Origin of the sequence: Paraburkholderia dioscoreae, assembly GCF_902459535.1 — a bacterium.
Taxonomy (GTDB): Bacteria; Pseudomonadota; Gammaproteobacteria; order Burkholderiales; family Burkholderiaceae; genus Paraburkholderia; species Paraburkholderia dioscoreae.
In genome coordinates this window covers 1,620,939-1,634,037 of the sequence record NZ_LR699553.1, presented here as the reverse complement: position 1 = coordinate 1,634,037, position 13,099 = coordinate 1,620,939, and the positions used below count along the sequence as shown (strand labels likewise).

General features: G+C 63.1%; 10 protein-coding genes and 1 pseudogene. 4 read left to right on the top strand and 7 right to left on the bottom strand.

The features are described 5' to 3' along the window. Positions 1–9: 9 nt before the first annotated feature. A complete protein-coding gene (locus PDMSB3_RS07280; RefSeq protein WP_007182374.1) occupies positions 10–924 on the top strand; it encodes a PLP-dependent cysteine synthase family protein in 915 nt (304 codons plus the stop codon). A gap of 95 nt (positions 925–1,019) precedes the next feature. On the opposite strand, the gene PDMSB3_RS07275 is transcribed toward PDMSB3_RS07280, so the two are convergent. The 5 genes from PDMSB3_RS07275 to PDMSB3_RS07255 all read right to left on the bottom strand — a co-directional run bounded on the left by PDMSB3_RS07275 (position 1,020) and on the right by PDMSB3_RS07255 (position 5,742). After that, complete coding sequence (locus PDMSB3_RS07275; RefSeq protein ID WP_007182375.1) at positions 1,020–1,790, bottom strand: alanyl-tRNA editing protein; 771 nt, start codon at positions 1,788–1,790, stop codon at positions 1,020–1,022. A gap of 5 nt (positions 1,791–1,795) precedes the next feature. Further along, positions 1,796–2,494 carry a serine O-acetyltransferase gene (locus tag PDMSB3_RS07270; protein ID WP_007182376.1) on the bottom strand — a complete coding sequence of 233 codons (699 nt, stop codon included), beginning with the start codon at positions 2,492–2,494 and terminating at the stop codon, positions 1,796–1,798. A 519-nt stretch (positions 2,495–3,013) separates the two neighbouring features. Next, positions 3,014–3,478: a hypothetical protein gene (locus PDMSB3_RS07265; RefSeq protein ID WP_007182378.1), complete on the bottom strand. Its 465-nt coding sequence runs from the start codon at positions 3,476–3,478 to the stop codon at positions 3,014–3,016. Positions 3,479–3,577: 99 nt separating this feature from the next. Next, entirely contained in the window at positions 3,578–4,141 is a 564-nt protein-coding gene (locus tag PDMSB3_RS07260; protein WP_007182379.1) for a peroxiredoxin, read from the bottom strand. Positions 4,142–4,404: 263 nt separating this feature from the next. Beyond that, positions 4,405–5,742, bottom strand: coding sequence for an EAL and HDOD domain-containing protein (locus tag PDMSB3_RS07255; RefSeq protein WP_007182380.1), 1,338 nt, complete (start codon positions 5,740–5,742; stop codon positions 4,405–4,407). A gap of 302 nt (positions 5,743–6,044) precedes the next feature. Between PDMSB3_RS07255 and PDMSB3_RS07250 the strand changes: the two genes are divergently transcribed. Both PDMSB3_RS07250 and PDMSB3_RS07245 read left to right on the top strand, forming a co-directional pair. Next, positions 6,045–7,859 carry a putative bifunctional diguanylate cyclase/phosphodiesterase gene (locus tag PDMSB3_RS07250; RefSeq protein WP_007182381.1) on the top strand — a complete coding sequence of 605 codons (1,815 nt, stop codon included), beginning with the start codon at positions 6,045–6,047 and terminating at the stop codon, positions 7,857–7,859. 91 nt (positions 7,860–7,950) lie between these two features. Then, complete coding sequence (locus tag PDMSB3_RS07245) at positions 7,951–9,408, top strand: HDOD domain-containing protein (RefSeq protein ID WP_007182382.1); 1,458 nt, start codon at positions 7,951–7,953, stop codon at positions 9,406–9,408. A 138-nt stretch (positions 9,409–9,546) separates the two neighbouring features. Here the strand turns inward: PDMSB3_RS07245 and PDMSB3_RS07240 are convergent, their stop codons facing one another. After that, entirely contained in the window at positions 9,547–10,923 is a 1,377-nt protein-coding gene (locus PDMSB3_RS07240) for an EAL and HDOD domain-containing protein (RefSeq protein WP_007182383.1), read from the bottom strand. Positions 10,924–11,186: 263 nt separating this feature from the next. Between PDMSB3_RS07240 and PDMSB3_RS07235 the strand changes: the two are divergent. Further along, positions 11,187–11,946 (top strand): annotated as a pseudogene (locus tag PDMSB3_RS07235) (acetoacetate decarboxylase). Positions 11,947–12,076: 130 nt separating this feature from the next. Here PDMSB3_RS07235 and PDMSB3_RS07230 read toward each other — a convergent pair. Beyond that, positions 12,077–12,871 (bottom strand): ABC transporter substrate-binding protein, encoded by a 795-nt coding sequence (locus PDMSB3_RS07230; RefSeq protein WP_007182385.1) that lies wholly within the window; start codon positions 12,869–12,871, stop codon positions 12,077–12,079. Positions 12,872–13,099 lie beyond the last annotated feature (228 nt).

Genomic DNA, 13,099 nt, shown 5'->3' with positions numbered 1-13,099 from the left:
GCCGAAGCGATGATCTACCCGTCGATACTCGAAACCATAGGCAACACACCTATTGTTCGCCTGGGAGCCTTCTCTGGCGAACTTGGGCTCGATGTCTTTGCGAAGCTTGAATCCTTCAATCCAGGCGGTAGCCACAAAGCACGGATCGCCTTGGGCATGATTCTCGATGCCGAACGCAGGGGCGTGCTCGTACGAGGCAGGCAGCAAACCATCGTAGAGCCCAGCGGCGGCAACACGGGCATTGGACTCGCAATCGCCGGCAATATTCTCGGCTATGAAGTGGTGTTGGTGATACCCGACAACTACAGTCCGGAAAAGCAAAAACTGCTGCGATTGTATGGCGCCAAAGTGGTGCTCTCAGACAGCCGCCTGGGGAACAATTCTCACGGTCAACGTGCCATGGAATTGCAGCTCGAGCATCCTGACTACGTAATGCTCAATCAGCAGCGCAACCATGCCAATCCGGAAACGCATCGAGAGTCCACCGCTCAGGAAATCCTGCGCGATTTTGGCGACCGTCAAGTGGACTGTTTCGTGGCGGGGATCGGCACGGGTGGACATATCACCGGCATTGGCGAGACGCTCAAGCAGCATTGGCCTGGCATGCGCGTATTCGGGGTCGAGCCGGAGCAATGCGATCTGCTGGCCGACCGGCATGCGCCGCATGAAATCCAGGGATTGTCGATCGGCGTCGTTCCGGCCGTTCTGAACCTGTCCGTGCTTGATGGAATGATCAAGGTTTCCAGGCTCGACTGCGAGTCGAGGATCCGGCAAACCATGCAGAGCGACTCGATCAGCCTCGGAATTTCCTCGGCGGCCAATCTCGTGGCAATCTCCAAACTGAAAAAAATACTGCCCAGCGGGGCCGTCGTGCTAACCATGATCTACGACGGCGTCGAGTCTTACCTATCCTCTTTCGGATAGCGGCAACGATAGCCCGTTGCTTCGGTTTTCCTTCTCACACCCAACCAACCCTCTCCATGCAGCCGGAGCAGGTGGAGTGCACGGACCCAGAAACGTCACGAATGAAAGACGTCTGTCGCGAATACGGCTTCGCTGAACGAACAGGATAAACGCTCTTTACCTGCACCCACACTCTTGCGGCGTATCTCCATGCGCCCGATCGGCCGCGCATTGCCGAGGTGAGTGCCGCCGCAGGGGATCACGTTGCCCTCGCACTCCCAATATCGGGCGTCGGGATGGACGGAATGCGGATAGACGCGCACATCACTGGCGCGTAGGACAAATGCATTGGCGATGGTTTCTATCTCGCGGATTTCTTCTGCGGAGATGCGCTCGTCGACGGCGAAATCGAGCCGTGCGGCGTCGGTCCGAATATGACATCCGAGTATCCAGGCAGCCGCGTCCGGCCTTATCTGTTGCACGCCGATCAGGAGAAAGTGGCACGCCGTGTGGCTCAGAGAAAGTTGCGCCCGGCGCAAGCGGTTGATTCGCACCTCGACTGCGTCGCCTACGCGCACGTTCGCAAGATATCCAATGTCATCGGGATGAACGATATGCTCGATCACCCCGCCTATCTGAATGTCGGGGAAATCTGCGACTGCCAGATGATCGCCGTACATTTTTTTGGCGTGAATGAAGCGAACCTCAACGCCATTCTGTAGAACGATAACGCCGTGGTCCGCGTCCTGCCCACCTCCCTCCGGATAGGCGACAGTGGCATCGAGTTCGACATGCCCGGCACCGAGCTTGACGACCGTGGCAACGCACCGGTCCAGATTGAAATCCTCGTAGTAGCGCTTATTGGTCTTGCGGTTCAATGAAAACATGGCGTTCAGGATAAGTCTAAAAGGGTTCTGGCAGGATCTTTGGACTTCCGCTTCCGCGTCAATTGAAGTGCGGATTTGAGTGTCACGACCGAATCGGATGGAATGTTCTCCGTGATCACACAATGCGGCGAGACGAATACGTCGTCGCCAATGACAATGTCGCCGAAGATTCGCGCGAATGCACCAATCTCGGCCCGATTTCCCAAAGTTGGGTGTCTTTTGCCGGACGGGTTGGCGGCTATGCCCGTGGCCCCGAGAACGACACCGCCGAGGATGTAGCAGTCGTCGCCGATACGCGACGTCTCACCGATCACCGTACCCCACCCGTGATCCAGAACCAGGCGCCGGCCAATATGACAGCGCGGATGAATTTCGGCGCCTGAGAGCAACTTGCCTCGCGCCGATACGAGGGCGGCGACACTTGCGATTTCCCTATTCCGGTCGCCGTCAAGCGAGGCCATGTGGAGAATGGCGTGGGCGAGGCGGTAGTGAAGTACCGCTTTGTAAGACGAGTATCCCAACGCTATCTCTTCGACCGAACCGCGGGATGCGGGATCCTTGGCGGCGAAGGCGTTCAGATCGTGTTCGGCCGCCGTGGCTGCCGCAATGCACTGCGCGTGCGTTGCGATTTTATTGACCAGAGCGGGTGAGCAGCATTCCATCAACGCTGCATGGAGGAGGTTTTGAACGATCTGCTTTGGCATTTATACGTCCACGTTCGAGATAACTATCGTTATGCCAATGGGCGACGCATGCGGCTATGGGACAAGTCCGAAACCGCGCCGCCAGGACGGCCGAAGGCAGCGCAATTGTATGAATCGTTACAGCTGGTCAAGAGAGGCGCATAAGTCCTTTCTAAAGGCGCGTTTATTCAGGTTTTTTGCGGCCGGGGAAAGCGATGCGGGAAGACGCGATCAGTATCGAAGAAGCGTTGGCGATTTACACGAGCCGCTCAGCGCACGCCGAGTCATGATCTGACGGAGATGCCGGTGGTGGCGCTGTGTGCGATTCTCTCAGGCGCCAATAGCTGGGTGGCGATCCAGACACCAAAGCGGAACTGAAGATACGCCGCCTCAAGGCCTGCGCCAACGATCAATATCTCGCCCGCCTGCTGACCTCTTGAGCTTCATGCGCTTGCCCTGCGGCCGAAGGATTGGCAGTGCCGTGTCCAATACTGCTTTCCCCGGGCCGGTCTCGAATACATATGACCAGATCGTTTTCTTCTACAGCTTCTGGTCTCTGGCAAGCAAAAAAATCCGCTGCCATTGCCTCGCCTGCCGCTCGTTCGACATGGGCAACACCCATACCTCACGCTTCGCATCCTTGACCTTCAGGGCGACCTGCGCTTGCGCCTCGCGGCCTTGCGCCTCGGCCTCGAGCAGATCGGCAAAGATATAGGCGCCCTGCTCCACGCCGACCTGAATCTCACACAGGCGCTTGCCGGCAGCGAGCCGGACCGATCCCCAAGTGCCCTGGAGTTCGTGCGTCCAGTCGCCATTGCGGACATTCGGCGCCACCTCCTTGCGGCGGCGCCACCAGTACGCCAGAGCAGCCACCAGCACGAACACGGCCAGCACGGCAACACCCACCGCGACGGCCAGTCCGAACGCGGCCTGCAGGGCATAAAACGCCCGGACCGCGCCATACACCAGCGCGACCAGCGCAATCAACGCAACGAGAATCGGCATTGCAAACTCACAGGCAAAAAAACTCAGCCTGGCACGAGCGCTGTCCCCCCGCACCCCAAGAAAACACTGCGGAAACTACGTGGATGTCAGTTTTCGGCTTCACGGCTGCTTGTGCGTCGCGGCCCATTCTTTCACCGCCTTCAACGTATTCTCGACATGCTTCTCCGGCGACAGGCTCGTGTATTCATAGATGACCTTGCCGTCCGGCGCGATCACATACGACACGCGATTGGCCATCGACGCATGCATCGGCATGCCCGCATCATATTCGCCGATCACCTTCGAGTCGGCGTCGGCCGCGACCGGGAATTTGCTCCGGCATTCGCTCACCGAAAACTTCGTCAGCGTGTCGATGTTGTCGTGCGACACGCCGATCACCGTCGCGCCATATTTCTTGTACTCGCCGACGGCTTCGGCGAACTCGTGAGCTTCGATCGTGCAGCCCTTGGTGAAGGCCGCCGGATAGAAGTACAGCACCACCGGTCCTTTCTTCAACTCGTCGGCGAGCGAATACGTGTAGGTCTTGCCGCCCAGCGAAGCCTGTGCGGTGAACGGCGGCGCCACGTCGCCCGGCTTGAGGGTCGCCGAGGCCGTCAGCGAATGCATGGCGAATCCCACCGACACGGCGCCGGCCAGTACCGCCGATATGAATTTCTTCTTCATCTGTCTGTTCCTCCAGGCGTTGATGCACGCGGTTCGTCCAACGAACCCAAGGCCATTGCGTTCACGGGAACGCCGGCCAACTTCGCTATTGGACCACGTACTCACGAGGTACGTAAGAAGCCGCCCGAAAGATGCGCGAGTCGCTGCCGCGCGGGCCGCGGACACGGTCCAGGCCAACCCGGGCAAACCACGCCCACCGCCCCACCGCGCCTGCCAGGCCAACTCACGCCAACCCGCAGAAATACCGCAACACCGTCCGCCCGTCAGGCGGCCACTTCGCCGATATGCGCACCGAACCAGGCCGCGGCCGACAGGTTCAGCTCGGCCAGCACCTCAGGCGTGAAGGTCACGAAACCAGCCGGCGCATCGGCGCCGAGCGCAATCGACGCCGCGTCGCCCCCTTCGCCGGCCGCCTCGGCAAGGCGCAGCAAGGTGCCCAGCTCGCCGCGCCGCGACACGATCGCCTCGCGAATCTGCGGCGCGAGGCCGAGTTTCTCCAGCACCGCGCCTGGCGAGCTGCCCAGCACCACATGGATCAGCGAAAAAATCCCGGTCATGAACGCGGCGTCGGCGAATTCGTCATCGGACGGTCGCAGCCAGGCGGCGGCCAGTTCCATGAAGCGCGAGCGCGTTCCCGCCAGTTGCACCAGCGGATCGGCGCGCAACGGCAGATCGCCGCTGTCGGCGTAAAGCAGCAGTTGCGCCCAGCGCGCGATCTGCCGCGTGCCGGTGGCGATGATCGCCTCGCGCAGCGACGCAATATTGCGCCCCAGGCCGAACGCGCTCGAATTGACGAGGCGCAGCAGTTGCACCACCACGCTCGGGTTCAGCTTGAGTTCGGCTTCGAGCTCGGCGATGCCGGCATCGCGCGACAGCAAGGCGAGCAGACGCAGCAGGCCCGGCCGCGGCGAGCGGTTGCGCGGCGCGGCCAGCACCTGGGGCCGCGCGAAAAAGTAGCCTTGAAACAGATCGAAGCCGAGCTCGCGCGCGAGCGCGAAGTCTTCGCGTGTCTCGACCTTCTCGGCGATCAGCGTCTTGCCCTGCCCGCGCACGACCGACGCCAGCTTCGGCAGCACGGCGCGGTCGGTCTGCAAGAAATCGATCTTGACGATGTCGGCATACGGCAGCGCGGCGCTCAGCTCGTCGGACAGTTCGCTGATGTCGTCGAGCGCCACCTGAAAGCCGGCGCGACGCAGTTCGCCCAGACGGCGGCAAAGTGGCGCATCGAATTCCACGGTCTCGAGAATTTCGAGCACGAAGCGCCCGGGCGGCATCAGATGGACGATGTCGTTAAAGAGCAGCGCCCGGTCGATATTGACGAAGCCGCGATGCCGGCCCAGCACCGTCGGCACGCCGATCCCGCCGATGGCGCGCGCCACCACCTGCGCCGTGGCCTGGGCGTCGTCGGTGACTTCGGCGTAGTTATGCGCGCCGGCTCTGAACAACAATTCGTAAGCATTGAGCGCACCGTCGCGATCGAGGATCGGCTGGCGGCCCAGATAGACGAACTGCGCGGGAGGCAGCGGCGCAGCGCCTTCGGCAGTTGAGTCGAGCACCTCGCTGTGCCGGGCAATGACCCTGGCTTGATGACGTTCAGACATAGGGCATCGGTGCAAGTGTTCGGAAAGCTACGCAGCAGCGGCGTCACGGCCGGCGCTGCACAACAGGTTTCTCGTATTAACGGACATCGGGTAGCCGCACTTTAGCTGAATCGGCCCCTCGCCACCCCTATGCCGCGCATAGCTTTTCCTTACCGGGTGTTTTTTGCAGCACCCGCTAAAGATTTCCCGGCACGGGCCGTTATCTCGTTCTGATGGGGCGGCCTGATACCCTCTCGACCGCCCGACACGGCGGAAAAACAGCCGCCTCGCCTGCAGACGAATACAGGTTCCCAGCGATAAACATGGAAGCGAACAGGATCACCGCGCCCCGCCGGGGCTCCTTGCGCACGGTCATCGACCGGCTTCGTGCGTTCGGCCGGCGCGAGCACGGCAAACCGCAGACGGCTGCCAGCCGCGCTGCGCAACTGGAACAGGTGGTCGGCGCCGTCGACCTGCTGGCGCACGTCGACGACGAACTGCGCTTCCTCTATGTGTCCGATGCCAGCCTGCGCTTCATCGGTTATCACCGCGAGTACCTCGAGACCATCACGCTGCACGATCTCGTGGCGCCGGCCGACGTGCCGCGCCTCGACGCGCTGCTTACACGCGCCGCCGCCTCGGGCAATGTCGAGAAGGCCACGCTCGGTCTCATCAAGTCGCTCACTTACCCGATCACCGTCGAACTGCGCGTGGTGCGCAGCAGCCACGACGGCGCCGACGGCTATGCGATCGCCGGCTTCGACGTGTCGGCCTGGCGCGCCACCGAGGAACGTCTGACCCAGGCACTGCATCTGGACCGCCTGACCAATCTGGCCAACCAGTCGGCGCTGATTCCGGTGCTGCTCGACGCCCAGCAGCAAGCCGACGCGCACGGCACGCCGGCCGCGCTGCTGCTGCTCGACCTCGACGACTATCAACGCGTGAACCGCGCGCTCGGCTACGACGCTGGCGACGAAATGCTGCGCGACACCTCGCGCCGCATACTGAATATGACGAGCCCGGCCGAGACCGTGGCGCGCGTGGCAAGCGACGAATTCGCGATCCTCGTGAAGCCCGCCGCCAGCCGCACCGATGCGGCGGCCGCCGCCGAGACCCTGGCGCGGCGCCTGCTCACCGCGATCCAGCAGCCGTATGTATTCAACGGCCAGCAGGTGCATCTGTCGGCCAGCATCGGCATTGCGCTCTACCCCGACGTGCGCCATGCCAACGACACCGCCGCCCACGACACCCACCTGCTGCGCTGGGCCGACCATGCCCTCCTGCAGGCCAAGGCGGCCGGCGGCAACACGCTCGCCTTCTATGTCCCCGACGACAATCCCGCCGACGCCGAACGCCTGAAGCTGGAAGCCGACCTCTACGACGGCGTGCGCAACGGCGAGTTCTCGCTGCACTTCCAGCCGATCACGAGCAGCCGCACGCACGGCGTGGTCGGCGTGGAAGCCCTGATCCGCTGGTCGCACCCGGTGCACGGACTGGTGCCGCCGTCCATGTTCATCCCGCTCGCGGAATCGATCGGCCTGATCAACTTCCTCGGCAACTGGGTATTGAAGGTGGCCTGCATGCAGCTGATCCAGTGGGACGCCAAAGGCATTTGCCTCCAATACGTGGCCGTGAACGTGTCGCCGCAGCAGTTCCGCGATCCGCGCTTCAAGGACGCCGTGCGCGAGGCGATCGAACTGACCGGCATCGATCCGCGCCGCCTCGTGTTCGAGATCACCGAAAGCCTGCTGATGCACGACCCGGCGCATGCCAAGGTTCTGCTCGAAGACCTCACGGCGATGGGCATCCGCTTCGCCGTCGACGACTTCGGTACTGGCTATTCGAGCCTGGCTTACCTGCAACGCTTCCCGCTGGCCAAGCTGAAGATCGACAGGAGTTTTGTCGAGAATCTGCTAACCTCGCGAAACGATCAGGCAATCGTTAGCGCGGTCGTGGGCCTCGCTCAGACACTCGATCTCGAACTGGTAGCCGAAGGCGTCGAAACGGAAGCTCAACGAACCCTGCTTACCGAGATGGGATGCGACCACATCCAGGGGTGGCTCGTCTGCAAGGCGCTGCCCTCCGACGAACTCGCCGAGCGGTTCGAGGCGCGCACGCTTCACCTGCACACTGCATAGCGATGCAGGCAAAGCGCTCATGCAGCGGAACAGGCCGGCTTATGGCCGGCGCGGCACTCATTGGAACACGTATGGCTTTTGCGGGACTCACATGGTAAAGGCGGCAGTGCTCGACCGGCTCTGGACGCGAATGAGCGAGCGCGGCGATTTCCCCATGCTGTCGCAGTCGCTGCGCTCCACCATGGCGGCGATGAACAATGACGACCTCGACTTCACCGGCCTCGTGCAGGTGGTGTTGTCCGACTTCGCCCTCACGCAAAAGGTGCTGCGGCTCGCCAATTCGGCCATGTACATGGCGTTCGGCGGCAACATCACGACCGTATCGCGCGCGCTGATGGTGCTCGGCATGGACGCGGTCGGCCATCTCGTGGTCGGCCTGAAAATCGTCGATCACTTTCACGCCAGCGCGCCGCGCCGCATCGACGCGAAGCTCGAACTGAACCGCACGCTGCTGTCGGGCTGTGTCGCCCGCAAGCTGACCGAGCGCGGCGATCTGCGCGCCGGCGAGGAAGCCGTGGTCTGCACGCTGATGCGGCAGATCGGCAAGCTGCTGGTGGTGTTCTATCTCGACGCCGAATGGGATCAGATTCGCCGTCACATCGAGAGCGGCACGCTCGAAGCCGAGGCCTGCGTGCTGGTGCTCGGCGTGACATTCGACGAAATCGGCGCCGAAGCCGCCGTGCGCTGGCGCCTGCCCGACATGATCCGCTCCGGCATGGGCGAGTTCGACCCGCAGGACGTCACGCAGCCGCGCCAGGTGCAGTGGCTGCGCGCCATCACCAATTACTCGACGGCGGTCGCCGACGTGCTCACCCAGCAGAACACGCCCGACTGGGAGCGCGAGCAACGCATCGCCGCGCTGGCGCAGGAATATAGCGGCGCGCTGAACACCGACGCCGAAGTGCTGCTCGACATGAGCGTCGCGCTCGCCCGCGAGGAAGGTGGCGACGGCGTGATGCGCGAAATCGTCGAGTTGCGCGCCAACGCGGACGCGATCGCGCGCGAGGCGCTCAATCCCGAGGCGCGCATCGCGGTCGGGGTCAAGGATCTGCGCGGCCTGCCCGAAGGCAGCCCGCTCGCGCCGGCGCTGGCGATGGCCGCCGAAACCCTGCTGGCCGGTCTGGGCTTTGCGCGCACGGTGGTGTTCGTCAAGCACAGCAACGGCACCTTCAAGGCGCGCCTCGGACTCGGTCCGAAGATCGACGCGGCGTTGCCCAAACTAACCTTCAACACCGCCTTCGAGCCCGACGTGTTTCATCTGGCGATCGCCAACTCGGTGGGCATCTTCATCGAGAACGCGCGCGATCCGAAGATGGTCGCGCGGCTACCCGAATGGTTCCGCCGCTCATTCGACGACGCCCGCGCCTTCGTGCTGCTGCCGGTCGTCGACGAAAGCGACACCACGGTCGCGCTTTTATACGGCGACTGGTCGCATAGTCAGGAGCCACGCCGCATCTCACAGAAAGAAATGAGCGTGTTGAATGAACTGGCGAGGGAGTTAGGCCGTTTTTTCGGCCTGGGGCAGATGCGGGAAATGGAGACGATGTGAAGACCTGGCGTGATCGTTGATCGCGCCGCTTCACTCTCACCAGTTCTGTATTTGCCCGACGCCACGTTGAAGTCGGGTCAGGCTCGCCAGGGGGCCGGCACGCGCCGCATACCGCGGCCCGCTGCCGGACCGCCGGCTTCAATCCTCGATTCTTTCCAGTCCTTCCGCGCTGCGGTCTGCGACACCGGCCCATGCGCCTGCCGCCAGCCCCATTGCCGCAACGTCCTCGACGGTGAGCGGCGCAAGATGGGCGCACAACGTACCGATCTCATCCCAGTCGCCGCGCTCCAATGCGGCGACCGTGCTCAGCAACAGCCCCAACACGCCCTCTCGGTGCAGGATCGCGGCCTGGATGGGACGCGACAACGTCAGCACATTCAAGGTGCTTTCGAGCGAGCCGCCGAACACGGCGTCGACGAATGAGAACACGCCAGTCAGGAACGCCGCGTCGGCCTCATCGCGGCCGGCTTCGGGCAGGCGCTCGATCGCCAGTTCCATGAAGCGCGCGCGGGTCGCCGCGAGTTGCAGCAAGGGATCGTCTTCGAGCGCGACCTTGCGGCCGTCCGCATAGAGCAGCAGTTGTGTCCAACGGGCGATGCGGTTGGTGCCGGTGGCATTGATCGCTTCGCGCAACGTCGTCACCTTGTGGCCGACGGCGAGGCCACTCGAATTGGCGAGCTTCATCAGATGCATCACCAGCACCGGGTTCAGCTTGAGTTCAGCTTCGAGCTGCGCGACGGTCGGATCGCCCGAGAGGAGTTGCAGCAGATTCAGCAATGCGTGGCGCGGCGCGCTGACGCGGCGCGTGGTCGAGGTCTGGGCGCGCGCGAAGAAGTAACCCTGGAAGCGATCGAAGCCGAGTCCGTGCGCCGTTTCGAAATCGGCTTGTGCATCGATGCCCGAGGCGACCAGCAGTTTGCCCGCCGACTTGAGCACGCTCGCCAGTTTGGGCAGCAGCGCGCGCGACGCGCGCGTGAAATCGATCTTGACGACTTCGGCGTACGGCAGCAGTTTGGCGAAAGCTTCGTTGGGCTGGGTCACCTCGTCGAGCACGAAGCGATAGCGGCGCCCGTGCAACTGGACGATGCGCGCCACCAGCGCCTCGTCGACCGCGATCGTGGGCGCCAGTTCGAGCATGAAGCGCTCGGCAGGCAACCGCAGGATCGCGTCGTCGAACAGCATCTCGCGGCTCACGTCGACGTAGGCCGGATGCCCGGTCAGCGCACCGCGCACGGCGCCCTGAAGCAAACCGCGAATGATGGCTTGCGCCACGAGTTGCGCCGGATTCGGCGCGCGGCGCGCCGAGACCCCGGCGTCCATCTCGCTGTCCGCGTGCGCGGCGGTCCGCGCGGCTTCCACCATCTCCGCGGTCCACTCCGGTGCACGCACCTTGATCTCATAGCCGCACAGCATGCCGTCCCGATTCAGAATCGGCTGTCGTGCGAAGCTGGCATTCAATTGCGCATCGTCCGTGGCGCCACTCTGGCCCGGTTTCTCGATTGCGATGCTGGTCATTGTGCTCCCCCCGCTGAGCGCCGCCCCGGCGCTTACTTCAGTATTCTGGTTTTCGCTGCGCCGTCAGCGCGGCCCGAGACGTGAAGCCCCTGATGCCCGCGATGCGTCTGGCGATTTTATCTCACGCCGCCATGCGCGGACACGTCCATGAAGCAATATCTCGAAATAATTGGAGACGCGTCCGAAAGAAATCCCGCCCGAAATCGCCGATACTCTTGTGCAGTGCAGAAGCGTTCCAACCGCGTTTAACCATCGAGGAAAACATGGACGTCAAAAGCGTGCTGTCAAATGCCTTCGCGATGCCGATCACCAGTCCGGCATTTCCTATGGGCCCGTACCGGTTCATCGACCGCGAATTTCTGATCATCACCTACCGCACCGATCCCGACAAACTGCGCGCCGTGGTGCCTGAGCCGCTCGAAATCGGCGAGCCGCTGGTCCATTACGAATTCATTCGCATGCCGGACTCGACCGGCTTCGGCGACTACACGGAAAGCGGCCAGGTGATTCCAGTCTCGTACAAGGGCGTCGCGGGCGGCTACACGCTGGCCATGTATCTGGACGACCACCCGCCGATCGCCGGCGGCCGCGAATTGTGGGGATTTCCGAAGAAGCTCGCGAACCCGGTGCTCGCCGTCCACACCGACACGCTGGTCGGCACGCTCGACTACGGCCCGGTGCGCATCGCCACCGGCACGATGGGCTACAAGCACCGGCAACTCGATCTCGCGCAGCAGAAAAAAACGCCTCGAAACGCCGAACTTCCTGCTCAAGGTGATTCCGCATGTGGACGGCACGCCGCGCATCTGCGAACTGGTGCGCTACTACCTGCAGGACATCGATCTGAAAGGCGCATGGACCGGTCCGGCCGCGCTCGAACTGGCGCCGCACGCGCTCGCTCCGGTCGCGGCATTGCCGGTGCTGGAGGTCGTGGAGGCGCGCCATCTGATCGCCGATCTGACGCTCGGTCTCGGCGAAGTGGTGTTCGACTATCTCGATCAACCGGAAGCGAACACGCGTTGATCGATCGGCGGTCACGCCGCGCCATTGGCTGGCGCCAACGCTGGTGCTAATGCCTCGCACCTCGAATGCAAACGGCCGCGGCCGTTTGCATTCGCACCATCAGATACAGCGAAAACGCGCGAGGCGCGCGTTACTTCAACACCACCTTCACGTCGAAGTACCTGGCCGCAAAGCGGTCGATCGTGCCGTCCGCCTTCAGTTCCTTCAGCGCCTGGTTCAGCGCGTCTTTCAATGCCTTGTCACCCTTGCGAACGCCGAAGCCGACGCCCGCGCCGAGCAGCTTCTCGTCGGTGACGGCCGGACCGGCAAAGTCGAAGCCGGCGCCCTGCGGCTTCTTCAGGAAGCCTTTCGACGCGGCCTCCGCGTCCTGGAACGCGGCATCGAGACGGCCCGAAGCGAGGTCGGCGTAAATCTGGTCCTGCGTCTGATACGGCACGACGTCCACGCCCGCCGGCGCCCAGCGCGCCTTCGCATAGGTTTCCTGAATCGTGCCCTGCAGCACGCCCACATGCTTGCCCTTGAGCGAAGCTGGCGTCGGCAGCAGGCCGCTGCCCTTCTTTGCGATCATCTGATTCGGGATCGTGTAGATCGGATCGGTGAAATCGATCGCCTGGCGGCGTTGATCCGTGATCGTCATGTCCGAGTTGATGGCGTTGAACTTGCGCGCCTGCAAGGCCGGGATCAGACCGTCGAACGAGTTCTCGACCCACACGCATCTGGCCTTCAGCTTCGCGCACACGGCATTGCCGACGTCGATGTCGAAACCCTGCAGTTCGCCCGACGGCGACTTCGATTCGAACGGCGCATACGACGCCTCGACGCCGAAATGCACTTCCTTGATATCCGCAGCCGATGCGGTGCCGGCCGTGGCCGTTGCCGCCGCGAACAACGCGAGCGCGGCCATGTTTCGCCAATTCATCTTCATTACGGGTGTTCCTCTACGGTATTGAACAAGACGGAGCCGAATCCGGGCAAGCATGATTGCCGCGCCAAAAATGCGATTCAAACTCGTGCGGCCGGCGTGATGCAGCGCAACAGCCGCGAGGCCGCGATTGTACAGGCTGCGTTTGCCGCCCCTGCGGGCGCGCCGCCCGGCGCGTCGTGGAGCGAACGCCGTGAGCCGAAGGTGTGAAGCTGTAAATAAATGTCGCGT